This window comes from Mesorhizobium sp. M0227 (assembly GCF_040321855.1).
GTDB lineage: Bacteria > Pseudomonadota > Alphaproteobacteria > Rhizobiales > Rhizobiaceae > Mesorhizobium.
The window spans coordinates 70208-96500 of record NZ_JAMYSJ010000023.1; the positions used below are offsets into that span (position 1 = coordinate 70208).

Genomic DNA, 26293 nt, shown 5'->3' on the forward strand with positions numbered 1-26293 from the left:
CATGTCGCTCGACCAGCCATCCCTGCGCGCACTCGAAAGACAACTCCAGCCGGCGCCGGAAGAACGGCTTGCCGCGCTGGAACGGGTCTGGCGGCGTTTCGCCGACGCCGAGGCGCTGCTCAAGCGCGGCGGCCGCGTCATCGAAGTCACGCCCACGCACTACAAGGTGCACGGCCTTTCCGGTTTCGCCAGGCTGGGCGACATCGTCGAGCAGCGCGGCCATGCCGGTGCGCGCCGCGGCGAGATCGTCAAGATCGGCCGCGACGAGGCCGTCGTGGCGCCCTTCGAACGCAGCGCCGATTCCGGCATCGGTGATGCCGTGTTCCGCCGCGGTCCGCTCGTGGTGGCGCCGCATGCCTCGTGGCGCGGCCGCACCATCGACGCACTCACCAGGGTCATCGATGGCGGCCCGCCACTCGCCCGGGGAGACGACACGACGCGCGGCGCCCAGACGACGCCGGGGGCCATGGCGCGGCAACGCGTCGGCACTGCCTTCATGACCGGCGTCAAGGTCATCGATATCTTCACGCCGCTCTGCTTCGGCCAGCGCCTCGGCATCTTTGCCGGCTCCGGCGTCGGCAAGTCGACGCTGCTCGCCATGCTCGCCGGCGCCGACGCATTCGATACCGTCGTGGTGGCGCTCGTCGGCGAACGCGGCCGCGAAGTCCGTGAATTCCTCGAGGACACGATCGGCGACAGCATGGCCAAGACCGTCGCCGTCGTCGCCACCAGCGACGAAAGCGCCATGATGCGCCGGCGTGCGCCAGACACCGCCATGCGCATCGCCGAGCACTTTCGCGACCAGGGGCATCGCGTTTTGCTGGTGCTGGATTCGATCACCCGCTTCGCTCACGCCCTGCGTGAGGTGGCGACGGGAACCGGCGAGCCGCCGGTCGCGCGCGGTTATCCGGCCTCGGTGTTCACCGAACTGCCCAAGCTGCTCGAACGCGCCGGGCCGGGTACGGAAGGCAAAGGGTCGATCACCGCCATCATTTCCGTGCTGGTCGACGGCGACGATCACAACGACCCGGTCGCCGATTGCGTGCGCGGCATCCTCGACGGCCATGTCGTGCTCGATCGCACGATCGCCGAACAGGGTCGCTATCCCCCCGTCAACCCGCTGTCGTCCATATCGCGGTTGGCCGGAAAGGCCTGGAGCGTCGAACAGCGCGCGCTGGTGACAAGGCTGAAGTCGATGATCTCGCGCTTCGAGGACACGCGCGATATCCGGTTGCTTGGGGCCTATCAGGGGGGCGTCGATGCCGAACTCGACATCGCCGTGCGCCAGGTGCCGCTGATCTATGAGGCGCTGACGCAAGCGCCGAAGGATCGCCCGTCGGCCGACCCTTTCTCCGATCTCGCCCGCCACCTCAAGAGCAAGCTGAACGCCGATGCCGGAGACTGAACGCGAATATACCGAGCGCATCCTGCGCGACATGATCGCCGAGGCCAATGCCGTGGAGCAAGCCGAGGCTGACGAAACGAGAACCGCCAAGGCAAAGGCTGCCCGTACCATCGCAGCGAAAGCCGAGGCCGTTCTGGCCAGAGCCGTCAAGCCAATCCTGCCACGGGCTGGCAAAGCCGATCCTGATCTGGCCAGGCCCGTCGAACCCGCTCTGCCCCGGGCTCCCCGGGCGGTGGCTGCCGAGATGACGCAGGCCAGCCGCGACTCGCTGATCGACGGGCTGTTCCCGCGCACCGAATGGCCGCAGCCGCCAAAGGCACCGTTTCCCCGACTGAAGAAGAAGTCCGACCGACGCAGCGATTTCGTCATAGCCGCGCTCGGCATCACGCTCGGCCTGATCTGCGCCCTGTTTCCCTGGTACATCTTCTTCAACCAGGATCAGTTTGGCGTCCAGGCGATGAAGTTCGGCGGCACCGGCTCCAATTCCGGGCGAGCGGGCGGCGGCGTGGTCGCCGAACGCAGCGCGCCGCTGACGGCAAAGGATATTCCCGCGGCCAATCTCGATCTTCTTGCCACGGGGACGGTGCGGGATGATGCCAATCCCGCAGCCGCACCCGACGAGCAACCGTTTCCGGCCGACGCGGCGAAATTCCGCATGGTTCATGTCGCCAACGGCCGTGCCATGATCCAGGACGACGCTGGCCTCTGGATCGTCCAGCGCGGCTCGATACTGCCTGACTCCAGCCAAGTGTCCTCCATCGAGCAGCGCAACGGCAAATGGGTCATGGTCACCAGTGCCGACCGGGTAATCGAACTCTCCAGATAAACGATCTCCGGCTTCCGGCCATCCGCAAGGCCCGCGCAAGACTGGCGGCCTAGTCTCTGGGTACCTGCTCGGAGATTCCCATGGAGCCCGTTTCCCTTTTCGACCTCGCCGCCAAGCAAGCGCAATGGCTGGCCGTGCGCCAGTCGGCAGTCGCCGGCAACATCGCCAATGCCAACACGCCGGGTTATACGGCAAACGACGTCGAGCCATTCGAAAAGGTGCTCGACCGCGCCGCCGTATCGCTGCAGGCCACCCAGGCCGGCCATCTCGGCAATGCAGCGACCAATGCCGGCTTCACCATCAAGCCGCAGGAGGATGACGGCGTCGTCATGCCGTCCAAGAACTCGGTCGTTCTGGAAGACCAGTTGCTGAAAGCCGGCGAGGTGCGCCGCTCCTTCGAACTCAACACGGCGATCGTCAAGGCTTTTCATACGATGATGATGATGGCGGTGAAGAGCTGACCATGGACGCACTGACCGCAGCCCTCAAAGTCGCAGCATCCGGCCTCGGCGCCCAGTCGGAGCGCCTGCGCGTGGTTTCCGAAAACCTCGCCAACGCCCAGTCGACCGGCACCGCGCCCGGCTCCGATCCTTATCGCCGCAAGACCATCAGCTTCGTCTCCGAGCTTGACCGGGCCTCCGGCAGTTCAACTGTTGCAGTGAACTCGATCGATCGAGATCCCAGTGACTTTCCAGTCGAGTTCCAGCCCGGCAACGAGGCCGCCGACGAGAAGGGCTATGTCAAGATGCCCAACGTCAACGTGCTGATCGAAATGGCCGACATGACCGAGGCCAATCGCTCCTACGAGGCCAACCTTCAGGTGGTCAAGCAGGCCCGCGACCTGATTTCCATGACCATCGACCTGATGAGGAACCAGTAATGATCAGCGGTATCGGAGCGCTTCAGTTCAAGCCGTCGATCGGCGGCGACGACGCGGCCACAAGCCTGCTCCAGGGCGGCGCGGCACCCTCGGCCGGCGGCAATGTCGGCACCTCCTTCGCCGAGGCGCTGAGCCAGGCAGCCTCCAAGACCGTCGACACGCTGCAGAATGCCGAGCAGGTATCGTTGCAGGCGCTCAAGGGCGACGCCGACACCCGCCAGGTGGTCGACGCCGTGATGAGCGCGCAGCAGGCGCTTCAGACCGCCGTCGCCATCCGCGACAAGGTGGTTTCCGCCTATCTCGAAGTCAGCCGAATGGGCATCTGAGGATTCCGCCATGAAAGCACTCGCCATCGCCGCCACCGGCATGAATGCCCAGCAGACAAATCTGGAAGTCATCGCCAACAACATCGCCAACATCAACACCACCGGCTACAAGCGCGCCCGTGCCGAATTCTCCGACCTGCTCTATCAGGTCGACCGCACGCAAGGCGTGCCCAACCGCTCCAACGCCTCGCTGGTGCCGGAGGGCGTCTCGATCGGCCTCGGCGTCAAGACGACGGCCGTGCGCAACGTGCACACCCAGGGCGAACTGACCAGCACCGGCAACAGTTTCGACCTGGCGCTGACCGGCAGGGGCTGGTTTCAGATCGAGGGTGCCGACGGCGGCACGCTCTACAGCCGCGCCGGAGCTCTCAACACCAACGCCACCGGCCAGTTGGTGACGGTCGACGGCGCTGCCGTCATTCCGGCAATCAATGTCCCCGTGGATGCCGTCGAGGTCATCGTCAACAAGACCGGCCAGGTCTTCGCCCGCATCGACGGCCAGACCGACCTGCAGAACCTCGGTCAGCTTCAGATCGCCAATTTCGCCAACGAGGCCGGCCTGGCGCCGCTCGGCGACAATCTGTTCCAGGAAACCACGGCTTCGGGGCCAGCCAATGTCGGCGTGCCTGGCGATCCCGGCTTTGCCACCATCCAGCAGGGCTATCTCGAAGCCTCCAACGTCGACCCGGTCAAGGAAATCACCGAGCTGATCTCGGCGCAGCGCGCCTATGAGATGAACTCCAAGGTCATCCAGGCCGCCGACGACATGGCCTCCGTGGTCTCCAAGAACATCAGGTAAAGCATGATGTCGACGCCCGGCCTCCTGTCCGCATTCCGCCGCACCGCGCTCGTCCTTGCGCTGGTGACCGGCGGCCTGCCGGCTTTTGCCCAGGAGTCGGCCAACCAATCGGCCACCCAGATCGCCAGCAATCAAGCTGTCGGCGAGGTGGTGCTTATTCCGAGCCGGGTTATCTATCCCGGCGAGACCATCAACCTGGCTGCCCTGAAACAGGTCACCCTTATCGTCGGCAAGCACAAGCCGGAGGCGGTCGCCACACGGGTCGAGGAACTGGATGGCAAGGTTGCCAAGCGCACGCTGCTGCCCGGCCGCTACATTCCCTCCACCGCGATCCGCGAGGCCTGGCTGGTCGAACAGGGTGCTTCCGTGCAGATCTTCTTCATCGCCGGCGGGCTGACGATCTCGGCCACCGCCGTGACGCTGCAGCCGGGAGCCGCGGGCGACCTCGTCAAGGTTCGCAACATCGACAGCGGCAAAGTCCTGTCCGGCACCGTGATGGCGGATGGAACCATCCAGGTCAGCGCTTCATGATGCGCGGGCTTACCCTGATACTGGCAGCCGTGCTTGGCCTGCAGCCGGCGCTGGCCGACGGCTTGACGCCGAAGGCCAAGCGTGAGCTCGCCGCCAAGAATGGCGGCGTCTACAACGATCCCGAATATGATCCGGCCACCACCAGCCGCATGTTCCGGGTTTCGACCGGGCCGAGTTCGCTGCCGCCGGGCCAGGTCGCCTCGCGCATCAAGGACATCGCCCAGCTGCAGAGTTCGCGCGACAATCAGCTCGTCGGCTACGGCCTGGTCATCGGCCTTGCCGGATCGGGCGACAGCCTGCGCAACTCGCCATTTACCGAACAGTCTATCCGCGCGATGCTCGAAAACCTCGGCATCGCCACCGAAGGCGGCAGTGCACGTGCCAAGAATGTCGCCGCCGTCATCGTCACCGCCAACATGCCGCCCTACGTGCAGTCGGGCGCCCGCATCGACATCGACGTCTCCTCGATGGGCGACGCGACCTCGCTTTCCGGCGGCACGCTGATCATGACGCCGCTGAAGGCGGCGGACGGCGAGATCTATGCCGTCGGCCAGGGCTCGGTCATCGTGTCCGGCTTTACCGCCCAGGGACAGGCCGAGCAACTGACGCAAGGCGTGCCGACCTCCGGCCGCGTGCCGAACGGCGCCATCGTCGAGCGTGCTGTCCAGGCCGAGTTCGACGATCAGGCGATCCTGACGCTGCAACTGCGCAATCCCGATTTCTCGACCGCTATCCGCATCGCGGACGCCATCAACGATTACACCGGCCAACGCTTCGGCATGCGGGTGGCGGCAGAGCGCGATTCGCGCACCGTTCAGATCAGAAGGCCGAAGGGTGTCTCGGCGGCGCGCTTCTATGCCGAAATCGAGAATTTGGTGGTCGAATCCGACACGCCGGCTCGTGTCGTCATCGACGAGCGCACCGGCACCATCGTCATCGGCAATGACGTCAAGATCTCGCGGGTCGCCATCAGCCACGGCACGCTCACCGTGCGCATCACCGAAGCGCCGCGCGTCGTCCAGCCCGAGCCCTTCTCCAAGGGCGAGACCGCCATCGAACCGTTCACCGCCATCGACGCCAGCCGGCCCGACGCCCGCGTTGCCGTGCTTGACGGACCCGATCTCCAGACCCTCGTTTCCGGCCTCAACCGCCTCGGCGTCAAGCCGGACGGCATCATCGCCATTTTGCAGGGCATCAAGTCGGCCGGGGCCCTGCAGGCCGACCTGGTTCTGCAATAGGCGATGCCGATGATCCGCTCCCTCTCACGCCACGAAAGACACCGCCCCGCTGCAATCCTGCTCGCGGCCGCCGTTCTCGCGACTCTGCCCTTTGCCGGCGATACCGCACGTGGCGAGGAGAAGGTCCGCCAGGTCTTGCCGGGAGCACCGGTCGCAGCGGCGGCGCCGCAATTGACGCGGGAAAAGGCGCCGGACCAAAGCGAGATCGAGCGCTTCTGCTCAAACATCGCCGACGCCGCCCGCGACCGCCGCTATGTCCTGCAAGCGGAGGAACTGAAGCAGCTCCAGGCCGGCATTGACGAGCGCATGAAAGCTCTCGATGCAAAGAAAGCTGAATACGAGACCTGGCTGAAGCGGCGCGAGATTTTCCTGGCCCGGGCCGAGGACGGCGTCGTCCAGATCTACGCCGGCATGAAACCCGACGCCGCTGCCGAGCGGCTGGCCATCGTCAACGCCGATCTGGCTGCGGCCATATTGATGAAGCTCGACACACGCAAGGCGAGCGTCATCCTCAACGAAATGGACCAGAAGGCGGCGGCGACGCTCACCGGCATTATGGCCAGCGCAGCCCGAAGGGTAGACCCGTCATGATCCGGAAAATGCTTGTCCTGTGCGCGGTCACCGTGCTGTCGGGTTGCGGAACCAACCTCAAGGAGGTCGGCAGGGAGCCGGCTCTGTCCCCGGTCGGCTCCGGCATCGATGGCGGCAGTACTGGCTCCCTCTATCGCTATCCGCAAACGCCGCCCGCGCCGGTCAAGAAATTCTCGTTGTGGGACGACCGCCAGAGCCGGCTGTTCACCGACCCGCGGGCGCTGTCCCAGGGCGACATCCTGACGGTCAAGATCAAGATCAACGATCGAGCCAACTTCAAGAACCAGAACGACAGGAGCCGCACCGCCAATCGCAAGCTCGGTTACGACCTCAGCGCGCAGTGGGACAAGTGGAGCACCGCCGGCAAGGGCGCTGGGGCGCTCAGCTCCACCACGGACACGACCGCCGACGGCGAGATCAAGCGCTCGGAGACGCTTGAGCTCAATGTCGCGGCGATCGTCACCGATGTGCTGCCCAACGGCAATCTGATGATCACCGGATCGCAGGAAGTGCGCGTCAACGCCGAGCTCAGGGTGCTGACGCTCGCCGGCATCGTGCGGCCGGCCGATATCGGCGCCGAAAACACCATCCCCTACGAACGCATCGCCGAGGCCCGCATCTCCTACGGCGGACGCGGTCGCATCACCGAGGTTCAGCAGCCTGCCTACGGCCAGCAGATTCTCGACCAGGTTCTTCCGTTCTAGGGTTGGGGAACAGAGCACAGTGGCAAATGTCGAACAGGTCCAGCCGCGCAAGGGTCCCTCCCTTGCCATTCAGGCCGGCATGCTGCTGGTTGTGACGGCGGCCGCCATCGGCATGGGCTGGATGTCCGGCGGCTATCTGAAGGGTGTCGACGCACCGTCGTCGGTACCGGCGGCGCCCGAGAATGAAGGCAAGACGGAGCAGCCGGCTTCTGCCGAGCAGCCAGCCGTGGGGCCTACACTGGTCGTGCTGGCGCCGATCACCACCAACATCGCCTCGCCTGCCGGCACCTGGATCAGGATGGAGGTGTCCATCGTCTATGACGCGCCGCAGCCACAGGCAATGTCGGATGACATCCACCAGGACCTTCTGGCCCTGGTGCGCACGTTGAAGATGCATCAGATCGAGGGCGCCAGCGGCTACCAGCACCTGAAGGCCGACCTCGAAGACCGCGCCGCGATCCGCAGCCAGGGTCACGCCAAACAGGTACTCATCAGGACATTGCTGCTCGAATGAGAAAACTCCTTCTCGCCACGGCCATGATCGCCGCCGCCACCTCCATCGCGGCGGCCCAGCAACTCGATCTCGGCGGCATCGGCAAGGCTGACGGCACCACCGTCGGCTACATCATCCAGATGTTCGGCCTGCTGACCGTTCTGTCGGTGGCGCCAGGCCTGCTGATCATGGTGACCAGCTTCACCCGTTTCGTCATCGCCTTCTCGATCCTGCGCGCCGGCATCGGCCTGCAGTCGACACCGGCAAACCTCATCCTGATTTCGCTGTCGCTGTTCATGACCTTCTATGTCATGGCGCCGACCTTCGATCAGGCTTGGAACACCGGCGTCAAGCCGCTGATGGACAACCAGATCACACAGACCGAAGCCTTCGACAAGATTTCGGACCCGTTCCGCACCTTCATGCTGCACAATGTGCGTGACAAGGATTTCGACCTCTTCGCCGACCTCGCCCGCGAGCGCGGCCAGACCGTTTCGCGTGACACCGTCGACCTGCGCATCCTGGTGCCAGCCTTCATGATCTCGGAGATCCGGCGCGGATTCGAGATCGGCTTCCTGATCGTGCTGCCATTCCTGGTCATCGACCTGATCGTCGCCACCATCACCATGGCGATGGGCATGATGATGCTGCCGCCGACAGTGGTGTCGCTGCCGTTCAAGATCCTGTTCTTCGTCCTGATCGACGGCTGGAACCTGCTTGTCGGCAGCCTGGTGCGCTCCTTCAACTGACCCTGCCGCGCCGGCTCGAAATCCCAGCAATATATTTTCGATTAACCGTCCGGTTTAGCCCTTTGGTAGGGACTTGCCCGCATATTCGCTCGCAGATGGCGGGTGATCGATTTGAGAGATCATGGGCATGATGCCGCACCGTCATACCGGTAGAGCCGGTATGTAAAAAATACCTGTAAAATCAAGGTACGAGTACCATGTCCAGCATCATGACGAACAGCGCCGCATTGACGGCTCTGCAGAGCCTCAACGCCACCAACAAATCCCTCACCGACACCCAGGCCCGCATTTCGACCGGCTACAAGGTCTCGCAGGCTTCGGACAACGCCGCCTATTGGTCGATCGCCACCACAATGCGTTCCGACAACCAGGCAATGTCCACCGTTTCGGACGCTCTCGGCCTCGGCGCCTCCAAGGTCGACACAGCCTATACCGGCATGAGTAGCGCGATCGATACCATCAACCAGATCAAGACCAAGCTGGTCGCGTCCTACGGCCAGACGGACGCCTCCAAGGAAAAGACCCAGGTCGAAATCGCCGCCCTTCAGAACCAGTTGAAGGCCTACGCCGATGGCGCCACCTTCTCCGGCACCAACATGCTTTCGGTGTCCACTGCGACAGGCACCGCGGCCGACGTGAAGATTGTTTCGGCCTTCAACCGCGACGCGACCGGCGCGGCTTCGATCTCGACGATCGATGTCAATGTGGAAAGCATCAAGCTGTACGATGCCGGCGCGGCACCAACCGCCAAGGGTATTCTCGACACGGCTCGCCTCGGCACCACGGGCGCTGCTGTTGCCACGGCCTCGAACCCCACCCTGGGTGCTGCAGCAGCGGCAACCGACACCTATTCGGTTGCCTCGCTCACTATCTTTTCGGGTGGCACGGCTGCCAGCGATAGCCAGATCGCGCAGCAGATGAACGTCGTCGACGCCGCGCTCAAGGCCATGACCAACGCCGCCACCACGCTCGGCGCCGCCAAGAGCAGTATCGACCTGCAGAAGACCTTCACCTCGAACCTGATGGACTCCATCGATCGCGGTGTCGGCCAGCTCGTCGATGCGGACATGAACAAGGAATCGACCCGTCTGCAGGCCCTGCAGGTCCAGCAGCAGCTCGGCATCCAGGCGCTGTCGATCGCCAACGGTTCGTCGCAGTCGATCCTGTCGCTCTTCCGCGGCTAATCGCCTTCGCTCAACCACAGTTCGCACAAAAAAATCGGGCCGCGCCAAAAGCGCGGCCCGATTTGCGTTTTGCTCCAGCCCCACGCAACCCTCGATGCTTAACTCTCAAAAGCCAGCTTTTAACAGGCTGTTAACCATGCCGCGCTAGTTATGGTTAACCAATAGCTTACGACAGTTGGCGAATCGGTCCGACCGGCACGATGCCACCCGTTGAACAGGCCCATCCGGCATGTCTGAGCATGTCGGCTTTTGAGAAGGAGCGACTTTCTTGGCGAGCATCATGACCAACGCTTCGGCGTTAACCGCACTTCAAAGCCTCAGCGCCACCAACAAGTCGCTCGAACAGACGCAGGCCCGCATATCGACCGGTTACCGGGTCTCGCAGGCCTCGGACAACGCCGCCTACTGGTCGATCGCCACCACGATGCGCTCCGACAACGCGGCCCTGTCGACCGTGCAGGATGCACTCGGCCTCGGCGCCTCGAAGGTCGACGCCGCTTACACCGGCATGAACAATGTGCTGACAACGATCGGGCAGATCAAGACCAAGGTGCTGTCCATGGTCGGCCAGACGGATGCCGCCAAGGCAAAAACCCAGACCGAGATCAAGGCGCTTCAGACGCAGATGAAGTCGTTCGCCGATGCGGCGACCTTCTCCGGCTCGAATTTCCTGGCGGTGACCTCCAAGCAGACTGCCGCCCCCAATGATGGCGTCCAGCCCGACTCGCAGATCGTGTCCTCATTCAATCGCTCCTCATCCGGCGCAGTGTCGATCGGAACGATCAACATCGATGTTGAGGGCACCAAGCTTTTCGACTACGGCCTCGCCGCCGAGGTGAAGAATTCCGGAACCCTCGATCGCAAAACCTCCATCTATTCCACGGGCGCCGCCCAGACCCTGTACGACAACGCCTATGCGGGCGTGATCGCGGGCGGAGGAACGGATATCGCCGCGAACACAGCCGGCCAGACGGCGGCGGGAGCGGTCGCCAAGGTCGACAATATTTCCGCCTACAACCTCGACATCACGGCCCCAGGGGTAACCGACGACATCATCACGCAGATGGTAACCAGGATGGACAAGGTCATGGCCCAGCTGACCGACTCCGCCACCATCCTCGGCTCGGCCAAGAGCAGCATCGACCTGCAGAAGACCTTCACCCAGAGCTTGATGGACTCCATCGACCGCGGCGTCGGCCAGCTCGTCGATGCCGACATGAACAAGGAATCGACCCGTCTCCAGGCCCTGCAGGTGCAGCAGCAGCTCGGCATCCAGGCGTTGTCGATCGCCAACGCCGCCTCGCAGTCGATCCTGTCTCTGTTCAAGAGCTGATCACGGGCGCCACCGGCGCCCACCTTCCCATCAGATAATCGGGCCGCGCCGCAAGCGCGGCCCGATTTCATTTTCGCACAAGCTTCGAAGACTAGAGTTCCAGCGGACAATCATGCTGGGAGTCGTTGAACCGTGCCGGAACAGATCCAGAGCATCATCTCGAATCTCCGCGGGTTTGGCGTGAAGCGCCTCGCCATGCTGGCGGGCATCGCCGTTCTGGTGATGGGCGTCATCGGCATCGCCTCGGTCTATCTCAACCGCCCCGCCTACGACACGCTCTATGTGGGACTAGACCGTGCCGACGTGAACCAGATCGGCCTGGTGCTGGGCGAAGCCGGTATCGGCTTCGATGTCGGCGCCGATGGAACCTCGGTTCTGGTGCCGGCCGGCACCACCGCTCAGGCCCGCATGCTGCTCGCCGAAAAGGGCCTGCCGACCAGCGCCAATGCCGGCTACGAATTGTTCGACAATGTCGGCTCGCTCGGCCTCACCTCCTTCATGCAGCAGATCACCCGCGTGCGCGCGCTGGAAGGCGAGATCGCCCGCACCATCCAGTCGATATCGGGCATCAAGGCTGCGCGGGTCCACATCGTCATGTCCGAACGCGCCAATTTTCGCCGCGACGAGCAGCAGCCCTCCGCTTCCGTGGTCATCCGCTACGCCGGCATCGACGCCGAGAAGAGCGCCATGTCGATCCGCCATCTCGTCGCCGCCGCCGTTCCCGGCCTGTCGGCCGACAAGGTGACCGTTCTCGATTCCAGCGGCAATCTGCTGGCCGCGGGCGACGACCCTTCCAACACCAGCGCCGCCCGCGAACTCGGCGTCGAGCAGACCGTCGAGGCGCAGATCGGAGACAACATCCGCCGTGCGCTGACGGCCTATCTCGGCCCCGACAATTTCCGCGCCAGCGTCAAGGCCGAGGTCAACACCGACACCCGCCAGACGGAAGAGACCATCTTCGATCCGAATTCCCGCGTCGAACGCTCGGTGCAGTCGGTGCGGGCCAACGAGAACAACAACCAGAAGCAGGCTTCCACTCCGGCCAGCGTCGAGCAGAACCTGCCCGAGACCCAGGCAACCGCCACCGATGGTCCGCAATCCTCCTCGCAAAACGACCGCAGGGAAGAGATCACCAACTACGAGATCAATTCCAAGAAGATCGCCACGGTCTCCAGCGGTTACACCGTCACCAAGATGTCGATTGCCGTGGTCGTCAACCAGCAGCGGCTGACGGCCATTCTCGGCAAGGACGCCACGCCGGAGCAGATCGCCAAGCGCGTCGCCGAGATCCAGAAGATGGTCGCGTCCGCCACCGGCCTGGACGAAAAGCGCGGCGACATCATCGACGTCTCGGCGGTCGAGTTCATCGACGGCCTGGATGGCGAGGCGATCCCGCAGGCGGGAATGCTCGATTCTATCGGCCAGCATGCCGGCACGATGATCAATGCCGGTGCCTTCATCGTCGTGGTGTTCCTGGTCGCCTTCTTCGGCCTGAGGCCGATGGCCGCGGCGCTGACGGCAAAGGCTACTCCGGCCCTGGCAGGTCCCAGCTTCGACGACGTCCAGCGCTCGCTGCCGACGCCGGAGGCAATGGCGGCCACCGACAGTGCCGCGATCGGGACCTTGCCAGGCACACGCCCAGGCCCCACGCCGCTCGACGATCTTCGCCAGAAGATCCGGCCGGCGCCGCAGGACAGGCTTGCCAGGATGGTCGATCTCAACGAGGAGCGCACCGCGCAGATCCTGCGCAAATGGGCTGCCCAGGAAGTGGCGGTGTAAACCATGCCCTCCGTAGCCCTCTTCGACCTTCTGCCCGATTTCGGGACGCGCGCGCAACGCGCCGGCCAGCCCCGGGCAGCAGTCGATCCCGACCACAAGCCCGAGACGCCGGCGCCACAAGCCGATATCGGCACGCTGATCGCCGAGGCGGTTGCCCAGGCGGAGGCAGCGCTGGAGGTCCGCCTGTCGGCTGCGCATGACGCCGCGCTCGAAGCCGAACGCCAGGCCAGTGCCGAGGAAGCAAGGATATTTCTCGAAAGCCACGGCGACGATGTCGGCAAGGCTGTCTCGTTGCGCATCGATGCGATGGAGGCGCGCGTGACCGGACTTGTCGCCGCCACGGTCGCCCGCATCATCGGCGGCATCGTCAGCGACGATCTGCAGAAACGTTCGATCGATGCGTTGGCCGGCGCCGTTCGCGAAGCGGTTGGCGATGCCGAAGCGGTGCGCATCGTCGTGCGCGGCCCGCTCTCGATGTTCGAAACACTGAAGGCGTCGCTCGGACCCCGCGCCGCCAATCTCGATTTTGTCGAGGCGCCAGGCTTCGACCTGACCGTCGCCATCGACGAGGCGGTGTTCGAGACGCGCATGGCCGAATGGTCGACGACCCTCTCGGAGGTCCTGGCATGAGCGTCGCCGACGCCGATCACGGCCGCCACGAGATCATCATCGTGCGGCGCAGTCATGACGACCATGACGAAGCCCACCATGGCGGCGTCTGGAAGATCGCCTTCGCCGACTTCATGACGGCCATGATGTGCTTCTTCCTAGTCATGTGGCTGATCAACGCCGCCAACGAGCAGACCAAGGCAGCCGTCGCCAGCTACTTCAACCCGGTCAAGCTGGTCGACCGAAATTCGAGCCGCAAGGGCCTGGAGGATCTCGGTGACGGCCCGCGCGCGATGGGGCTGACGGCAGACGATCCGCAAGAGGCGACCAGCAAAGCCGGACAGAACGGCAATGCCGGCGCGGGCGCGTCGGACCGCAAGCAGGACAAGCAGGAGCCGCAGCAGCCGGAACGCACCGACGATCATCTCTTCGCCGACCCCTACGCGGTGCTTTCGGAAATCGCTACCGACACCGGCGTCATGCAGAATGTCAGCCAGAAAGGCGACGGCGGCGTGCAGGCTGCCGGACCGGCTACCGGCGCCTCCGGTGGCGCCTCCTACCGCGATCCCTTCGAGCCGGATTTCTGGTCGCAGCAGGTCGCGGCGCCCGGCGCCGAGGCCAGCGCCGAGCGCACCAAGATCGAGGGCGATCCGGCCAAGCCCGGCGACAAGACCGCCGAAACGCAAGTGCTCAAAGTCAAAGCCGTGCCGCCTGTCGCGGCACCGCTCGAGCCGCTGGCTAAGGACGCGACCGGCAAGCAGGCCGCGAACCCTGCCACGGCAATGGCCGGCGAGACCAAACCGGACGGCACCACGGTCGCGGGCGGAGCGAAAGCCGCGACGCAAAACGCCACCAAGCCTGACGTCGGCGAGAAGGCGCCAACCGCGGCTGCCGTCAAGGCAGCGGCCGACGTCAAGCGGCAACTGGCCGATGCCTTCAAGCCCGGCGACAAGCTGCACGACGGCGTCTCGGTCGAAGCCACCGACAAGGGGGTCGTCATCTCGATCACCGACCAGCTCGACTTCGGCATGTTCGAGGTCGGCTCGGCATTGCCGAGACGCGAACTGGTGCTGGCGATGGAGAAGATCGGCCGCATCGTCAACAGCCAGAAGGGCACCATCAGCATCAACGGCCACACCGACGCCCGGCCGTTCCGCGGCGACAGCTACGACAATTGGCGCCTGTCGACGGCGCGCGCGCATTCCGCCTACTACATGCTGGTGCGCGGCGGCGTCGACGAACGCCGCATCACCGAGGTCGCCGGCTTCGCCGACCGCCAGCCGAAAATAGCAGCCGATCCATTGGCGGCCGCGAACCGCCGCATCGAGATCCTGATGGCGACCGGCGGATGAAGCGAGCGGCCGTCACCCGCCGGTTGATTGGCCTGTTGCTGCTGGCCGGCGGACACCCGTCGACCGGTTTCGCCCAGGATACGCTGCAGCCGTATCAGTTGGTGCGCTCGCTGCAACTCATCCAGGACCGCATAGCCGCCGGCGATCATGCCGCCCTGCCGATGCAAGCCAAGCTGCTGGAGATGGCAGATGCGCGCCTGCGGGCGGCGAATGCCGAGGACTACAAGGATCCCAAGAACTTTCGAGCTCTGCTTGTCTACGGCATGAGCGGCGGCAACCCGGTGACCGTCGAAGCGGCCACGTCGCGCGCTATGACGGACCCGCAAAGCCTTGCCATCGCCAAAGGCGTGATTGATTACCTCAACGGCCGGCCCGGCGAGGCTATCGAAGCCTTGAGGCCGATCGATCCCATGGCGCTGCCTCCGGATCTCGGCGCCTTCCTCGCCCTGGTCAAAGGCTCACTGCTTGCCGGCGATCAACCGGCGACCGCACTCCGTCTGCTCGACGAGGCAAGATTGCTCAGCCCCGGCACGCTGGTCGAGGAAGCGGCACTTCGCCGTTCGGTTGGCCTTGCAGTCGCGCAAGGCGACGCGGCACGCTTCGCCCTTGCTTCCACCCAATATGTCGAGCGCTATCTCTATTCGCCCTATGCCAGCCAGTTCGCCGACTCCTTCGTCTCCGGCGTCATCGCGCTGCACATGTCGATCAGCCAGGACAAGCTGGGCGACATCACCTCGATGATGGATCCCGAGCGCGAGAAGGTGATCTATCTGCGCATCGCCCGCCGGGCCGCGATAGACGGCCTGAACGACTTGTCGGCCTTCGCTTCGGCGCGGGCGGAACAGGGCCGCGACGGCAACACCAATCAGGACGATCCACGCGCCCTGCTCTATGCCAGCCTTTCCACCGTCACCTCGGGTACAATCGAGGACGTTCGCGCCAAGCTCGGCAAGATCGACCGCAGCCGGCTGTCGGAGGGCGACCGCGCTTTGCTCGACGCCGCGCAGGCCATTGCCGGCGAGGTCGTCGCGCCGCCCACCGCCCTTCCGGCGGAAAAGCCTGCCCCAGTTCCTGCCGCCGCGGCGCAGCCGGTGCCCGAGATCGCCACGGCGCAAGGCGCCGATGACAGTGGCCTGCCACCGGTCGAAGGCGCCATCTCGGAGCAACCCGCCGTCACCGCGGCCTCCGGCGGACCAGCCGCCAATGCGCCGGACATGGCAGCAGCGGCATCCGCCGACCCTGCGACTGTCATGCCGGCGTCGGCACCGTCACCCGCAGCCGGTCCAGAGCCCGCCGATCCGACCGACGCCGCCATGACCAGAACACGTCGACAGCTCGACCTGATCGACCAGATGCTTGGAGCCGCCCCAAAATGACCACCAGCCTCGGCTCGGCCTTGCCAGGATTTGCCTCCACGCGCGCGACGTCGGAGCAGCCTGCCGCGAACGGCAGGAACGATGACGCCGGCTTCGGCAAGATGCTGCGCGACGATGCCCGCCCGGAACGGCAGCCGTCGACAGAGGCGGGATCGCGCGACCAGCGCTGGAGCAAGCTCGCTGCCGGCCTTGCCGGGCATGACGCCAAGGCCGAACCGGCATCGGCCGAGCCCGGAAGGACCACCTCGGCCAAAGTGGCAAGCGTGAAAGCCGGCAAGGACGAATTGGAAGCAAAGGTGCACAAGGCCGACGCCGGAGAGACGGCGCCGGATGCCGGGCCGCTTCAGGACGACCTGCCGCTGCTGATCGCGTTTCATGACCTGCGGCATTTCGCGACAACGGCCAAGGCAGCCGGGGGCAATACGGCCACCGGCGAGAATCCGTCGGACCCGGCGCTCGATGGGCAGGCTTCACTGCCAAAGACCTACCGGCCAAAAGCCGCGGGCGGACGCGAAGCACTCGAAACCATGTCGAAGCCGGAGCAGGCGTCGATCGTCGACGGACCTTTGACGGCGCTTGACGGTCAGTCGCCGAGCGCTGCCTCCAGCGCGCCAAAACGCGACGCCGCAGCGGCGGCCCAGAAGCTGTCGGACGCACCGGCCGCCGATGTGCCCGGCGTGCGGTCGAAGCACACCGCGAATGCGATGAAGAGCATCGAGGATGTCCAGTCCTCGATGCGTCTAGAAGCGGGAAAACAGTCCCTGTCCACTGCGCGCATCGACGTGGTGTCGGAACGGAGTTTCCCCGCACCGCCGCAAAGTCCCATCAGCCAGGCAGCCCTCAATGTGATCAACGCCATAGCCGCCGACGCCGGGCCGCAAAAGGCGCTTTCAGCCTCACCCACGACCACCCATCTGGCCAGCTCTGTTGCCGTTCCGACACATGTGTTGAAGATCGAACTCCACCCCGCCGAACTCGGCATGGTGACGGCCAATCTTCGCCTCTCCGGGGAACAACTTTCGATTGAGCTGAAGCCTGAAACGCATGACGCTTATCGTCGGCTGTCGGCCGACAGCGAGGCCATCGTCAAGTCACTGCGGGGGCTCGGCTTCGAGGTTGACAAGGTCACGATACTGCAACCTTCGGTAGCAGCTCCCGCTACAACCCGGACGGATGCAACCGCTCCTATGGCGGCGGCGACAGGCCGCGATCCAGCATCCTTTCAACCGGGGAATTCGGGCAGCGGTAATGGTGGAGCCGGCGGCCAGCAACCGGGCCAGCAATCCTCAGGGAAACGCAACGATGACGCGCAGGACTACGGCCGCGGCACTTCGCCTGCTCGCGAGCGCGCTGGCGGCGATATCTTTATCTAGCGCGGCAAGCGCTGCCGCAGCTACGGCCAACCCTTGCGAGCCGGAAATCCTGCGCGCTGCCGATCGTTATGGCGTGCCCGCCGGCATCCTCTATGCGGTTGGCCTGACGGAGACTGGAAACAAGGGCAGTCTTCAGCCCAACGCCTTGAATATAGAAGGAAAAGCAGTCTTTCCAAGGAGCCGTACCGAGGCCCTTGCCGCCTTCGCCAATGCCCGGCGCGAGGGCAAGACGCTGATCGATCTGGGCTGCATGCAGATCAACCACCACTACCACGCTTCGCATTTTCGCAGCGTCGAGGACATGCTCGACCCACGCCAGAACGTCGACTATGCGGCGCGCTTCCTGGCCAGCCTCCATGCCCGCCACGAGACCTGGTCGATGGCTGTCGCCCGCTATCATGCCGGCCCTGACAATGATCCGGCGCAGAAGATCTATGTCTGTCGCGTCATCGCCAACATGGTCGCCACCGGGTTTGGAAAATGGACTGCGAACGCCCGCGGCTTCTGCAACCCATAAGCGTATTTCCGCTTCTAATAAAGCAACAGCACAACCCGGAATTGTCGGCTTCACTTGCCCAAGATTTGCCGCCGAAAGCACATCTGGCCGCCCGCTAATGCAACCGATACGATTCCAGACTCCCAAGAAACTAGCTACAAGAAATGACGGTTGTTCAGGATTCCCGCCAGCGGATACGCCTCTCTTCACGGGGCAAATGATTTGATTCGGAAGGCGGGGCCGATGATTGTGATCGTTGACGAGCGCGAGCTCGTAACAGAGGGATACAATTCACTTTTCGATCGTGAGGGCATCGCCTGTGCAGGCTTTGCATCCGGCGAATTCGGTGAGTGGGTGAATTCGGCCGCCGACACCGATCTGCGCTCGGTCAGGGCCTTCCTCATCGGCGATTGTCGCGAGGGTTCCATCTCTCCGCGCCAGATCCGCGACCGCACCGGCGCCCCGGTGATTGCGCTTAGCGAACAGCATTCGCTGGAGAACACGCTGCGGTTGTTCGAGAGCGGCGTCGACGACGTCATTCGCAAGCCCGTCCATATCCGCGAGATCCTGGCCCGCATCACCGCCATCCGCCGCCGCGCCCAGGAAGACGTCGCCTACACCGAGATCGGCGCCATGCGCATCTTCATGGACGGCCGCGACCCCGAGATCGACGGTCAGCCCCTCCCCCTGCCGCGCCGTGAACGCCGCATCCTCGAATATCTGGCGAGCAATCGCGGGCGCCGCGTCACCAAGACCCAGGTTTTCAACGCCATCTACGGCATCTTCGACGAAGAGGTCGAAGAGAACGTGGTGGAAAGCCACATCAGCAAACTGCGCAAGAAGCTGCGCGAGAAGCTGGGCACCGACCCGATCGATTCCAAGCGTTTCCTCGGCTACCGGCTCGTCTTCTGATGCAGCGCCGCGCCAGCCTCGCGCAAGAAAACATGCGTAGCCTCGTAGCCAGCAGCATGGACACAGCGGAGACGTTTCGATGAGCCTCTACGGAATGATGCGGACCGGCGTTTCCGGCATGAACGCCCAGGCAAACCGCCTATCGACGGTGGCCGACAACATCGCCAATTCCGACACCACCGGCTACAAGCGCTCCTCCGCCGAATTCTCGACGCTGGTCATGCCGTCGACCGGCGGTGCCTACAATTCCGGCGGCGTCACCACGACGATCCGCCAGGCGGTCAGCGATCCGGGTGTGCTTCAATACACGACCTCGGTTTCCGACCTTGCCGTCAGCGGCGATGGCTTCTTTGTCGTTCAGGATCCGAGCGGCACCCCTTACCTGACCCGGGCCGGCGCTTTCGTTCCCGACGGTCAAGGCAGACTGGTCAACTCGGCCGGCTTCCAGTTGATGGCGTACAGCTACGACAACGGCGTACCGGCAGCGACGGTCAATGGCTTCGAGGGGTTGGTCCCGGTTGTCATCTCAGACCAGGGAATGACTGCAACACCGAGCACTGAGGGCAGCTATGCCGGCAACCTGCCGGCCGGCGCGACCCCGATCGCCGCCGGCAATCTGCCCACCACCAATGCTGTCGGCGCGCAGTACACCTCAAAATCCTCCATGGTTGCCTACGACAATCTCGGCAACAAGAAGCTGCTCGACGTCTATTTCACCAACACCGGCGCCGGCACCTGGCAGGTCTCGGTCTTCGATCAGTCTCAGGCCACGGCCGGGACAGCATTCCCCTATACCGGTGGCGCGCTGGGCTCGGCCAACCTGACGTTCGACGCCACCACTGGCAAGCTCACCGGCGCCGTCGACAGCGTCTCCCTCACCGTGCCCAACGGCGCCGCCTTTTCGCTCGATCTGTCTGCGCTGACCCAGCTTGGCGCCGGCTTCACGGTTTCCGACGCCCAGGTCAACGGCAACGCGCCGAGCACCATCGACAAGGTTCAGATCAGCAAGGACGGCACCATCTACGCGCAGTACAAGGACGGCTCCACCAAGCCGCTCTACAAGATCCCGCTGGCTGACGTACAGAGCCCGGATCAGCTCACCGCGCTGCCTGGCAACGTCTATTCGCAGGGCACCGAGTCCGGCGCGGTTCGTGTCGGCTTTGCCAATGAAGGCAAGCTCGGCTCCATCATCTCCGGCGCGCTCGAGAATTCCAACGTCGACATCGCCGAAGAGCTGACCAACATGATCGCGGCGCAGCGCAGCTACACCGCCAATTCGAAAGTCTTCCAGACCGGTTCCGATCTGATGGACGTCCTTGTCAACCTGAAGAGATAAGACGGGCGTCGCCCGCGAAAGACCCGCATGTCACTGTCTACCGCATTGAGTATCGCCCAGTCGGCGCTTATGAACACCGCGCGACAGACCAGCGTTGTCTCGCGCAACGTGGCCGACGCCTCCAACCCGGACTATTCACGGCGTCAGGCCGTCGTCACCAGCACGGCGCCGGGCGCGCGTTCGGTCGATATCCAGCGCGCAGCCAACGAGCTTTTGTTTCGCCAGAATCTCGGCGCGCTGTCGGCCTGGAGCGGGCAGAACGCGCTCTACAGCGGCATGGATCAGCTGGGCGTTGCGGTCAATGGCGTCGACAATGCGTCCTCGCCCTCGACCGCGATCGCCAACCTGCAGCAGGCGCTGCAGCTCTACGCCACCTCGCCGTCGAACCAGAACCTCGGCGCCTCGGTCATCGACGCCGCCAAGCAGGTCGTGCGCTCGCTCAATGAGGGCTCCAAGGCAGTCCAGGATTTCCGCACCCAGACCGACGGCCAGATCGCCACCGCCGTCGATGACCTGAACTCGCTGCTCAGCCAGTTCCAGGATGCCAACACGGCGGTCATGTCCGGAACCCGTTCCGGCACCGACGTTTCCGATGCGCTCGACCAGCGCGACGCGCTTTTGAAGAAGATTTCGAACTATGTCCCGGTGTCGACCTTCACGCGAGGCGACAATGACATGGTCATCACCACCGGTGACGGCACGACTTTGTTCGAGACGATACCGCGCACGGTCACCTTCGCGGCGTCGGCAGGCTATACCGCGGGTGCCGCCGGCAATGCCGTTTACATCGACAACGTGCCGATCTCGGCGGGAGCCGGCGGCAACACCAGCGCCAGCGGCACGCTTGCCGGCCTGCTGCAATTGCGCGACGGCGTCGCCTCGACCATGCAGAGCCAGCTCGATGAGACCGCGCGTGGCCTGATCACCGCTTTTGCCGAGACCGCACCCTCGATGGCCAATGCCGCCGGCCTGTTCACCTGGTCGGGAGCGCCGGCCGTGCCGGCCGCCGGCACGCTGGTCACCGGCCTTGCCGCGTCCATCAGCGTCAATGCAGCGATGGACCCGAGCACCGGCGGCAACCCGACGCTGCTGCGCGACGGCGGTGCCAACGGTGCGGCCTATGTCGCCAACACGGGCGGCGGCGCGTCCTATTCCACCCTTCTGGTTGCCTATGGCGACCGGCTCGACCAGCCGATGACTTTCGACCCCGCCGCCGGCGTTTCGGCAACCTCCAGCGTATCCGACTACGCCGCCAGTTCGATCGGTTGGTTCGAGAGCGTGCGCCAGCAGGCTTCGACCGCCTCCGACGCCAAGGAAGCACTGGCATCGCGCAGCGCCGAGGCGCTGTCCAACGCGACCGGGGTCAATGTCGACCAGGAAATGTCGCTGCTGCTCGACCTCGAACACACCTACCAGGCATCAGCCCGGATGATGAAAACCGTCGACGACATGTTGACGGCCTTGCTCAACGCGGTGGGATAATTCCATGACTTCAGTCTCCTCGGCCGCAATCTCCAATGCCATGCGCTCCCAGCAGATGCGCATGCAGGCCGAACTCGTCAAAGCCACCAAAGAATCCTCGACGGGCCGGGTCGCTGACGTCGGCCTGGCTCTCGGTGGGCGCACCACCCAGGCCGTCACCTTCCAGCGCGATCTTGACCGGCTCAACGTCATCATCGATTCCAACGGCCTGGTCGGCGTCCGGCTTTCCTCGACGCAGACCTCGCTTGGTCAGCTCTCCACCGCCGCGCAGACCTTCCTGTCCGCCCTGACCACCGCTTCCTCGAGCGACTCGTCCAACAGCCTCACCCGGGACTCCGGCAAGGCGACCATCCAGCAGCTGACCTCGATCCTCAACACCAGCGTTAATGGTGAATATCTGTTTGCCGGCACCAACACAGACGTCAAGCCGATCAACGATTTCACCGCTGCCGGCTCTCCTGCCAAGGCTGCATTCGATACCGCTTTCCTCACCAATTTCGGTTTCACCCAGGACGACCCGGCAGCGGCCAACATCACGGCTGCCCAGATGGACGATTTCATCACCAATGATGTCGTGCCGCAGTTCACGGGCGCGGGTTGGCAAGGCAACTGGTCGAACGCCACCGACCAGCAGATCGTCAGCCGCATCGCACTCAACGAAACCACACCGACTTCGACCAGCGCCAACAGCGATGGCATTCAGAAACTCGCCATGGCGGCAGCCATGGTCAGCAGCCTGATGTCCAGCAACATCAGCCAGGCGGCGAAGAATACGGTTGTCAGCCGCTCGACCACATTGGTTGGCGAAGCGCTGAGCGGCATTGGCCAGCTTCAATCCGAGACCGGCATCGTCCAGAAGCGGGTTTCCGATGCCAACGATCGGATGAAAACGCAGGTCGACCTTTTCGAACGGCACATTCTCGATCTGGAAGCCGTCGATCCGGCGGCAGCCGCGACACGGGTCGCGGACCTGACACAGCACATCGAAACGTCTTTCGCGTTGACCGCACGCCTGCAGCAGCTCAGCCTGTTGAATTACCTGACCTGACAACGCTTAACGGAACGGTAGAGCCCCAACGATGTACCAATTCTCCTACGCCGACATCCAGAGCAACTCCGTTGCCGACGCGAAGGACCGCGAGCGGGAGCTTCTGACCCGCTCGATCGACATGCTGGCGGCGGCAGCAGCGGCCGGCCACGATTCGATGGAGGCGATCGAGGCGCTTCACTTCACCAACCGCGTCTGGACCGCCTTCGTCGAGGATCTTGGCTCCAGCGACAACGCCCTGCCCAAGGAACTGCGCGCCAACCTCATTTCCATCGGCCTGTGGCTGCTGCGCGAGGCGGAGGACATCCGTCAGGGCCGCACCAACAATTTCGAAGGGTTGATCGAGGTGTCCCAGATCATCAGGGACGGCATTCAATGACCAACACGCTGAAGATATCGCTGAAGCCGAACGAAAAGATCTACATCAACGGCGCCGTCATCCGGGTCGACCGCAAGGTCACCGTCGAATTGATGAACGACGTCCAGTTCCTGCTCGAAAGCCACGTGATTCAGGCCGACGATGCCTCGACGCCGCTCAAGCAGCTTTATTTCATCCTGCAGGTCATGCTGATGAACCCGGCCGGCGCCGCCGCCGCACGCGACATGTTCCGCCGTTCGCTGCCGCTGCTTCTGGCAAGCTTCGAGGACACCCAGATCTGCAGCGCGCTGAAACAGATCGACCGCATGGTCGGCGAGGATCATATCTACGAGGCGCTGAAGGCGATCCGCGCGCTTTATCCGCTCGAACGCCGCGCGCTGGGTGGTAATGACGATGTTTCGGGTGCCGAGCGCCCGTTGGCTGTGGGAGCACGATACTGATGAACGTGGACATGACGACGACGATTCCGACCGGCGCCAATCAGGCCACGGCGTCGACCTCGAAGACAGCGGTCGACTACCAGTCGTTCCTGAAGCTTCTGATCGCCGAGATGAAGAACCAGGATCCAACCAAGCCGATGGATTCGACGCAATATGTCGCCCAGCTCGCCACCTTCTCTCAGGTCGAGCAATCGGTGCAGACCAACACCAAGCTCAATCAGATCATGCAGTCCTCGGCGCTGTCGCAGGCCGACGCACTGATCGGGCGCTCGATAACCTCCGCCGACGGCCTGACGACAGGCACCGTGGCTTCGGTGCGCCTCGCCAGCAACGGTCTCATCGCCGTGCTGCAGAACGGCACCGAAGTCGCGGTCGGTCCGGGAGTTTCGGTCAAGGCAGCAAGCTGACGCTTTCGGCAGAGAGCCAGTCCCATGAATGAGGCCGACGCTCTCGACATCGTCCAGTATGCGGTGTGGACGGTGCTCGTCGCGTCGGCTCCGGTGGTGCTGGTCGCCATGGTGGTCGGCATCGGCATCGCCCTCATCCAGGCGCTGACGCAGGTGCAGGAGATCACCTTGACCTTTGTGCCGAAAATCGTCGCCATCATGCTGGTGGTGGCGCTGACCGGCCCCTTCATCGGCAGCCAGATATCGGCCTTCACCAACGTCATCTTCGAGCGCATCCAGAACGGATTCTGAATCTGTTCCAGGATGGTGTGCCGCGGCATGCCGTTCGCAATTGTCTGAAGACAGAGCCGCCGATCCCCGCGGCACCTCCGGACCCACGGCGGACAAGGCCTGGACCGCCTCTATCCCATTGTTGGACCATGAGCTTTTTTGCCCTTTGCGGCGCCATGCCCTACTTTCGGCAAACGGTCTGCGCAAACGGATTGTCTGACGAGCAGGCACGACATGGCAGGAACCCCAAATGATTGACGAAAAGCCGGACAGCGAGAGCGTCTCGGCGCTGGCGCCCTTCCGTCACGGCATTTTCCGCGCCGTATGGGGCGCAAGTCTCGTCTCGAATTTCGGTGGCCTGATCCAGGGTGTCGGCGCCGCCTGGATGATGACCACGATCGCCACCTCGCCCTATCAGGTGGCCCTGGTCCAGGCTTCGACCACCTTGCCGATCATGCTGTTTGCACTCGTAGCCGGCGCCATCGCCGACAGTTTCGACCGGCGCAAGGTGATGCTGGTCGCCCAGACCTTCATGCTGGTGGTGTCGGTGCTCCTGACCGTGTTCACTTATTCCGGCCTGATCACGCCATGGACGCTGCTTGCCTTCACCTTCCTGATCGACAGCGGCACCGCGCTCAACAGCCCGTCATGGCAAGCCTCCGTCGGCGATATCGTACCCCGCAACAAGGTGCCGGCGGCCGTCGCCCTCAATTCGATGGGCTTTAACCTGACGCGCAGCGTCGGTCCGGCGATCGGCGGCATCATTGTCGCCGCGGCCGGTGCGGCGGCCGCCTTCGCGGCGAACGCGGTGAGCTATATCGGCCTGATCGTCGTGCTGGCGCGCTGGAAGCCGGACGTGCCCATGTCGACCTTGCCGCGCGAGTCGCTGGGGGCCGCCATGGGCGCCGGCCTGCGCTATGTCGCCATGTCGCCCAACATCGGCAAGGTGCTGGTCAGGGGAGCTGCGTTCGGCTTCAGTGCAGGCGCTGTGCTTGCGTTGCTGCCTCTGGTGGCGCGCGATGTCGTCAAGGGCGATGCGCTGACCTATGGCATCATGCTCGGCGCCTTCGGCATCGGCGCGGTCGGCGGCGCCTTGATCAGCGTCAGGCTGCGGCAGTTGCTGTCTAGCGAGACGATGGTGCGCTGTGCTTTTGCCGGCTTCGCTGTCTGCGCCTTCAATGCCGCCGTCAGCCAGCATGCCTGGCAGACGTCGCTCGGCCTGCTTGTCGGCGGCGCCTGCTGGGTGATCGCGCTTTCGCATTTCAACGTCACGGTGCAGATGGCGACGCCGCGCTGGGTGGTCGGCCGGGTGCTGTCGGTCTACCAGACCGCGACTTTCGGCGGCATCGCGCTCGGCAGCTGGATCTGGGGTGTCGTCGCCGATGCGCACGGCGCCGAAACCGCGCTGATCGCAGCCAGCGTCGCCATGCTGGCCGGCGGCGCCATCGGCCTTTTGCTCCCGCTGCCGCAACAGCAGGTGCTCAACCTCGACCCGCTCAATCGCTTCAAGGAACCGCACCTTGCGCTTGACCTGAAGCCGCGCAGTGGTCCCATCGCCATCATGATCGAGTATGTGATCCGGCACGAGGACGAACCGGAGTTCCTCGCCATCATGGCCGAACGCGGCCGCATCCGCCGTCGTGACGGCGCCCGCAACTGGACGCTGGCACGCGATCTCGAGAATCCCACCGTATGGATCGAGCATTATCACACGCCGACCTGGATCGAATATATCAGGCACAATGGACGCATCACCCATGCCGACGCCGTCATCGGCGAACGCGTGCGGGCCCTGCACAGCGGCGACGAACCGCCGCGCGTGCGGCGTATGATCGAGCGTCCGACCACCGCCGGCACGGCGCTTGTGATGGCCAAGGGACCGATCGAGCACTAGAGCGATTCCTATTTTGAGAGAATCGTAGGATTCCCAAAGCCGGATGTTTGTGATTCAAGATGCTGGCTGGATTGGAGGCCA

General features: G+C 64.2%; 29 protein-coding genes. All 29 read left to right on the forward strand.

Annotated features, from left to right (window positions below):
- Window position 1: 1 nt before the first annotated feature.
- The 29 genes from fliI to NKJ00_RS25100 all read left to right on the forward strand — a co-directional run bounded on the left by fliI (window position 2) and on the right by NKJ00_RS25100 (window position 26212).
- Complete coding sequence (gene fliI / locus NKJ00_RS24960) at window positions 2-1405, forward strand: flagellar protein export ATPase FliI (protein ID WP_352613304.1); 1404 nt, start codon at window positions 2-4, stop codon at window positions 1403-1405.
- Window positions 1392-2231, forward strand: coding sequence for a hypothetical protein (locus NKJ00_RS24965; RefSeq protein ID WP_128304922.1), 840 nt, complete (start codon window positions 1392-1394; stop codon window positions 2229-2231). Before fliI ends, NKJ00_RS24965 begins: the two co-directional genes overlap by 14 nt.
- Before the next feature lie 80 nt (window positions 2232-2311).
- Window positions 2312-2692: a flagellar basal body rod protein FlgB gene (gene flgB / locus NKJ00_RS24970; protein WP_127257833.1), complete on the forward strand. Its 381-nt coding sequence runs from the start codon at window positions 2312-2314 to the stop codon at window positions 2690-2692.
- A 2-nt stretch (window positions 2693-2694) separates the two neighbouring features.
- The gene (flgC, locus tag NKJ00_RS24975; RefSeq protein WP_013529797.1) at window positions 2695-3111 is read left to right on the forward strand and encodes a flagellar basal body rod protein FlgC; all 417 of its coding nucleotides are present in this window, start codon (window positions 2695-2697) and stop codon (window positions 3109-3111) included.
- Window positions 3111-3437, forward strand: a complete 327-nt coding sequence (gene fliE, locus NKJ00_RS24980; protein WP_127290400.1) for a flagellar hook-basal body complex protein FliE — start codon at window positions 3111-3113, stop codon at window positions 3435-3437. Before flgC ends, fliE begins: the two co-directional genes overlap by 1 nt.
- A gap of 10 nt (window positions 3438-3447) precedes the next feature.
- Window positions 3448-4236, forward strand: a complete 789-nt coding sequence (gene flgG, locus NKJ00_RS24985; RefSeq protein WP_013529795.1) for a flagellar basal-body rod protein FlgG — start codon at window positions 3448-3450, stop codon at window positions 4234-4236.
- Between the two features lie 3 nt (window positions 4237-4239).
- The gene (gene flgA, locus NKJ00_RS24990) at window positions 4240-4767 is read left to right on the forward strand and encodes a flagellar basal body P-ring formation chaperone FlgA (RefSeq protein WP_352613306.1); all 528 of its coding nucleotides are present in this window, start codon (window positions 4240-4242) and stop codon (window positions 4765-4767) included.
- Window positions 4764-6005, forward strand: a complete 1242-nt coding sequence (locus tag NKJ00_RS24995) for a flagellar basal body P-ring protein FlgI (protein WP_023810004.1) — start codon at window positions 4764-4766, stop codon at window positions 6003-6005. Before flgA ends, NKJ00_RS24995 begins: the two co-directional genes overlap by 4 nt.
- A 3-nt stretch (window positions 6006-6008) precedes the next feature.
- Entirely contained in the window at window positions 6009-6596 is a 588-nt protein-coding gene (locus tag NKJ00_RS25000) for a MotE family protein (RefSeq protein WP_502895909.1), read from the forward strand.
- A complete protein-coding gene (flgH, locus tag NKJ00_RS25005; protein WP_127290408.1) occupies window positions 6593-7300 on the forward strand; it encodes a flagellar basal body L-ring protein FlgH in 708 nt (235 codons plus the stop codon). Before NKJ00_RS25000 ends, flgH begins: the two co-directional genes overlap by 4 nt.
- Before the next feature lie 19 nt (window positions 7301-7319).
- Window positions 7320-7814: a flagellar basal body-associated FliL family protein gene (locus tag NKJ00_RS25010; protein ID WP_352441899.1), complete on the forward strand. Its 495-nt coding sequence runs from the start codon at window positions 7320-7322 to the stop codon at window positions 7812-7814.
- The gene (fliP, locus tag NKJ00_RS25015; RefSeq protein WP_128304917.1) at window positions 7811-8542 is read left to right on the forward strand and encodes a flagellar type III secretion system pore protein FliP; all 732 of its coding nucleotides are present in this window, start codon (window positions 7811-7813) and stop codon (window positions 8540-8542) included. Before NKJ00_RS25010 ends, fliP begins: the two co-directional genes overlap by 4 nt.
- 197 nt (window positions 8543-8739) lie before the next feature.
- On the forward strand, window positions 8740-9726 hold the full coding sequence (locus NKJ00_RS25020; RefSeq protein WP_128304916.1) for a flagellin N-terminal helical domain-containing protein: 987 nt from the start codon (window positions 8740-8742) through the stop codon (window positions 9724-9726).
- 268 nt (window positions 9727-9994) lie between these two features.
- Window positions 9995-11059 carry a flagellin N-terminal helical domain-containing protein gene (locus NKJ00_RS25025; RefSeq protein ID WP_127290416.1) on the forward strand — a complete coding sequence of 355 codons (1065 nt, stop codon included), beginning with the start codon at window positions 9995-9997 and terminating at the stop codon, window positions 11057-11059.
- 132 nt (window positions 11060-11191) lie between these two features.
- Window positions 11192-12838 carry a flagellar basal-body MS-ring/collar protein FliF gene (fliF, locus tag NKJ00_RS25030; RefSeq protein WP_352631632.1) on the forward strand — a complete coding sequence of 549 codons (1647 nt, stop codon included), beginning with the start codon at window positions 11192-11194 and terminating at the stop codon, window positions 12836-12838.
- Window positions 12839-12841: 3 nt separating this feature from the next.
- Window positions 12842-13468: a hypothetical protein gene (locus NKJ00_RS25035; protein WP_352631634.1), complete on the forward strand. Its 627-nt coding sequence runs from the start codon at window positions 12842-12844 to the stop codon at window positions 13466-13468.
- Window positions 13465-14799: a MotB family protein gene (locus NKJ00_RS25040; RefSeq protein ID WP_352554033.1), complete on the forward strand. Its 1335-nt coding sequence runs from the start codon at window positions 13465-13467 to the stop codon at window positions 14797-14799. Before NKJ00_RS25035 ends, NKJ00_RS25040 begins: the two co-directional genes overlap by 4 nt.
- The gene (locus NKJ00_RS25045) at window positions 14796-16175 is read left to right on the forward strand and encodes a MotC family chemotaxis protein (protein ID WP_352631636.1); all 1380 of its coding nucleotides are present in this window, start codon (window positions 14796-14798) and stop codon (window positions 16173-16175) included. Before NKJ00_RS25040 ends, NKJ00_RS25045 begins: the two co-directional genes overlap by 4 nt.
- Window positions 16172-17548: a flagellar hook-length control protein FliK gene (fliK, locus tag NKJ00_RS25050; protein ID WP_352631638.1), complete on the forward strand. Its 1377-nt coding sequence runs from the start codon at window positions 16172-16174 to the stop codon at window positions 17546-17548. The genes NKJ00_RS25045 and fliK overlap by 4 nt, the downstream gene beginning before the upstream one ends.
- Window positions 17478-18065: a transglycosylase SLT domain-containing protein gene (locus NKJ00_RS25055; RefSeq protein ID WP_352441895.1), complete on the forward strand. Its 588-nt coding sequence runs from the start codon at window positions 17478-17480 to the stop codon at window positions 18063-18065. Before fliK ends, NKJ00_RS25055 begins: the two co-directional genes overlap by 71 nt.
- A 222-nt stretch (window positions 18066-18287) precedes the next feature.
- Window positions 18288-18956, forward strand: coding sequence for a response regulator transcription factor (locus NKJ00_RS25060; RefSeq protein WP_013529780.1), 669 nt, complete (start codon window positions 18288-18290; stop codon window positions 18954-18956).
- Window positions 18957-19035: 79 nt separating this feature from the next.
- Window positions 19036-20292 carry a flagellar hook protein FlgE gene (locus tag NKJ00_RS25065; protein WP_256745508.1) on the forward strand — a complete coding sequence of 419 codons (1257 nt, stop codon included), beginning with the start codon at window positions 19036-19038 and terminating at the stop codon, window positions 20290-20292.
- A gap of 27 nt (window positions 20293-20319) precedes the next feature.
- On the forward strand, window positions 20320-21774 hold the full coding sequence (gene flgK / locus NKJ00_RS25070; protein ID WP_128303090.1) for a flagellar hook-associated protein FlgK: 1455 nt from the start codon (window positions 20320-20322) through the stop codon (window positions 21772-21774).
- Window positions 21775-21778: 4 nt separating this feature from the next.
- Window positions 21779-22822, forward strand: a complete 1044-nt coding sequence (locus tag NKJ00_RS25075; RefSeq protein ID WP_352631641.1) for a flagellar hook-associated family protein — start codon at window positions 21779-21781, stop codon at window positions 22820-22822.
- Window positions 22823-22853: 31 nt separating this feature from the next.
- A complete protein-coding gene (gene flaF, locus NKJ00_RS25080; RefSeq protein WP_023810018.1) occupies window positions 22854-23201 on the forward strand; it encodes a flagellar biosynthesis regulator FlaF in 348 nt (115 codons plus the stop codon).
- Window positions 23198-23641, forward strand: coding sequence for a flagellar biosynthesis repressor FlbT (flbT, locus tag NKJ00_RS25085; protein WP_023810019.1), 444 nt, complete (start codon window positions 23198-23200; stop codon window positions 23639-23641). The genes flaF and flbT overlap by 4 nt, the downstream gene beginning before the upstream one ends.
- Window positions 23641-24048, forward strand: a complete 408-nt coding sequence (flgD, locus tag NKJ00_RS25090; protein WP_013529774.1) for a flagellar hook assembly protein FlgD — start codon at window positions 23641-23643, stop codon at window positions 24046-24048. Before flbT ends, flgD begins: the two co-directional genes overlap by 1 nt.
- Window positions 24049-24072: 24 nt before the next feature.
- Window positions 24073-24339: a flagellar biosynthesis protein FliQ gene (gene fliQ, locus NKJ00_RS25095; protein WP_013529773.1), complete on the forward strand. Its 267-nt coding sequence runs from the start codon at window positions 24073-24075 to the stop codon at window positions 24337-24339.
- A 229-nt stretch (window positions 24340-24568) separates the two neighbouring features.
- The gene (locus NKJ00_RS25100; protein WP_128303092.1) at window positions 24569-26212 is read left to right on the forward strand and encodes an MFS transporter; all 1644 of its coding nucleotides are present in this window, start codon (window positions 24569-24571) and stop codon (window positions 26210-26212) included.
- Window positions 26213-26293: the final 81 nt, after the last annotated feature.

What these genes read in the sequence shown, in the direction of transcription:
- NKJ00_RS25035 (WP_352631634.1), top strand. Translation starts at nt 12,842, where the DNA reads ATGCCCTCCGTAGCCCTCTTCGACCTTCTGCCCGATTTCGGGACGCGC.
- NKJ00_RS25000 (WP_502895909.1), top strand. Translation starts at nt 6,009, where the DNA reads ATGCCGATGATCCGCTCCCTCTCACGCCACGAAAGACACCGCCCCGCT.
- flbT (WP_023810019.1), top strand. Translation starts at nt 23,198, where the DNA reads ATGACCAACACGCTGAAGATATCGCTGAAGCCGAACGAAAAGATCTAC.
- fliQ (WP_013529773.1), top strand. Translation starts at nt 24,073, where the DNA reads ATGAATGAGGCCGACGCTCTCGACATCGTCCAGTATGCGGTGTGGACG.
- NKJ00_RS24965 (WP_128304922.1), top strand. Translation starts at nt 1,392, where the DNA reads ATGCCGGAGACTGAACGCGAATATACCGAGCGCATCCTGCGCGACATG.
- fliK (WP_352631638.1), top strand. Translation starts at nt 16,172, where the DNA reads ATGACCACCAGCCTCGGCTCGGCCTTGCCAGGATTTGCCTCCACGCGC.
- flgB (WP_127257833.1), top strand. Translation starts at nt 2,312, where the DNA reads ATGGAGCCCGTTTCCCTTTTCGACCTCGCCGCCAAGCAAGCGCAATGG.
- NKJ00_RS25075 (WP_352631641.1), top strand. Translation starts at nt 21,779, where the DNA reads ATGACTTCAGTCTCCTCGGCCGCAATCTCCAATGCCATGCGCTCCCAG.
- NKJ00_RS25060 (WP_013529780.1), top strand. Translation starts at nt 18,288, where the DNA reads ATGATTGTGATCGTTGACGAGCGCGAGCTCGTAACAGAGGGATACAAT.
- fliI (WP_352613304.1), top strand. Translation starts at nt 2, where the DNA reads ATGTCGCTCGACCAGCCATCCCTGCGCGCACTCGAAAGACAACTCCAG.
- NKJ00_RS25040 (WP_352554033.1), top strand. Translation starts at nt 13,465, where the DNA reads ATGAGCGTCGCCGACGCCGATCACGGCCGCCACGAGATCATCATCGTG.
- fliP (WP_128304917.1), top strand. Translation starts at nt 7,811, where the DNA reads ATGAGAAAACTCCTTCTCGCCACGGCCATGATCGCCGCCGCCACCTCC.
- NKJ00_RS25045 (WP_352631636.1), top strand. Translation starts at nt 14,796, where the DNA reads ATGAAGCGAGCGGCCGTCACCCGCCGGTTGATTGGCCTGTTGCTGCTG.
- fliE (WP_127290400.1), top strand. Translation starts at nt 3,111, where the DNA reads ATGATCAGCGGTATCGGAGCGCTTCAGTTCAAGCCGTCGATCGGCGGC.
- flgH (WP_127290408.1), top strand. Translation starts at nt 6,593, where the DNA reads ATGATCCGGAAAATGCTTGTCCTGTGCGCGGTCACCGTGCTGTCGGGT.
- NKJ00_RS25100 (WP_128303092.1), top strand. Translation starts at nt 24,569, where the DNA reads ATGATTGACGAAAAGCCGGACAGCGAGAGCGTCTCGGCGCTGGCGCCC.
- flgD (WP_013529774.1), top strand. Translation starts at nt 23,641, where the DNA reads ATGAACGTGGACATGACGACGACGATTCCGACCGGCGCCAATCAGGCC.
- flgA (WP_352613306.1), top strand. Translation starts at nt 4,240, where the DNA reads ATGATGTCGACGCCCGGCCTCCTGTCCGCATTCCGCCGCACCGCGCTC.
- flgC (WP_013529797.1), top strand. Translation starts at nt 2,695, where the DNA reads ATGGACGCACTGACCGCAGCCCTCAAAGTCGCAGCATCCGGCCTCGGC.
- flgG (WP_013529795.1), top strand. Translation starts at nt 3,448, where the DNA reads ATGAAAGCACTCGCCATCGCCGCCACCGGCATGAATGCCCAGCAGACA.
- flgK (WP_128303090.1), top strand. Translation starts at nt 20,320, where the DNA reads ATGTCACTGTCTACCGCATTGAGTATCGCCCAGTCGGCGCTTATGAAC.
- NKJ00_RS25065 (WP_256745508.1), top strand. Translation starts at nt 19,036, where the DNA reads ATGAGCCTCTACGGAATGATGCGGACCGGCGTTTCCGGCATGAACGCC.
- NKJ00_RS25055 (WP_352441895.1), top strand. Translation starts at nt 17,478, where the DNA reads ATGACGCGCAGGACTACGGCCGCGGCACTTCGCCTGCTCGCGAGCGCG.
- NKJ00_RS25020 (WP_128304916.1), top strand. Translation starts at nt 8,740, where the DNA reads ATGTCCAGCATCATGACGAACAGCGCCGCATTGACGGCTCTGCAGAGC.
- NKJ00_RS24995 (WP_023810004.1), top strand. Translation starts at nt 4,764, where the DNA reads ATGATGCGCGGGCTTACCCTGATACTGGCAGCCGTGCTTGGCCTGCAG.
- flaF (WP_023810018.1), top strand. Translation starts at nt 22,854, where the DNA reads ATGTACCAATTCTCCTACGCCGACATCCAGAGCAACTCCGTTGCCGAC.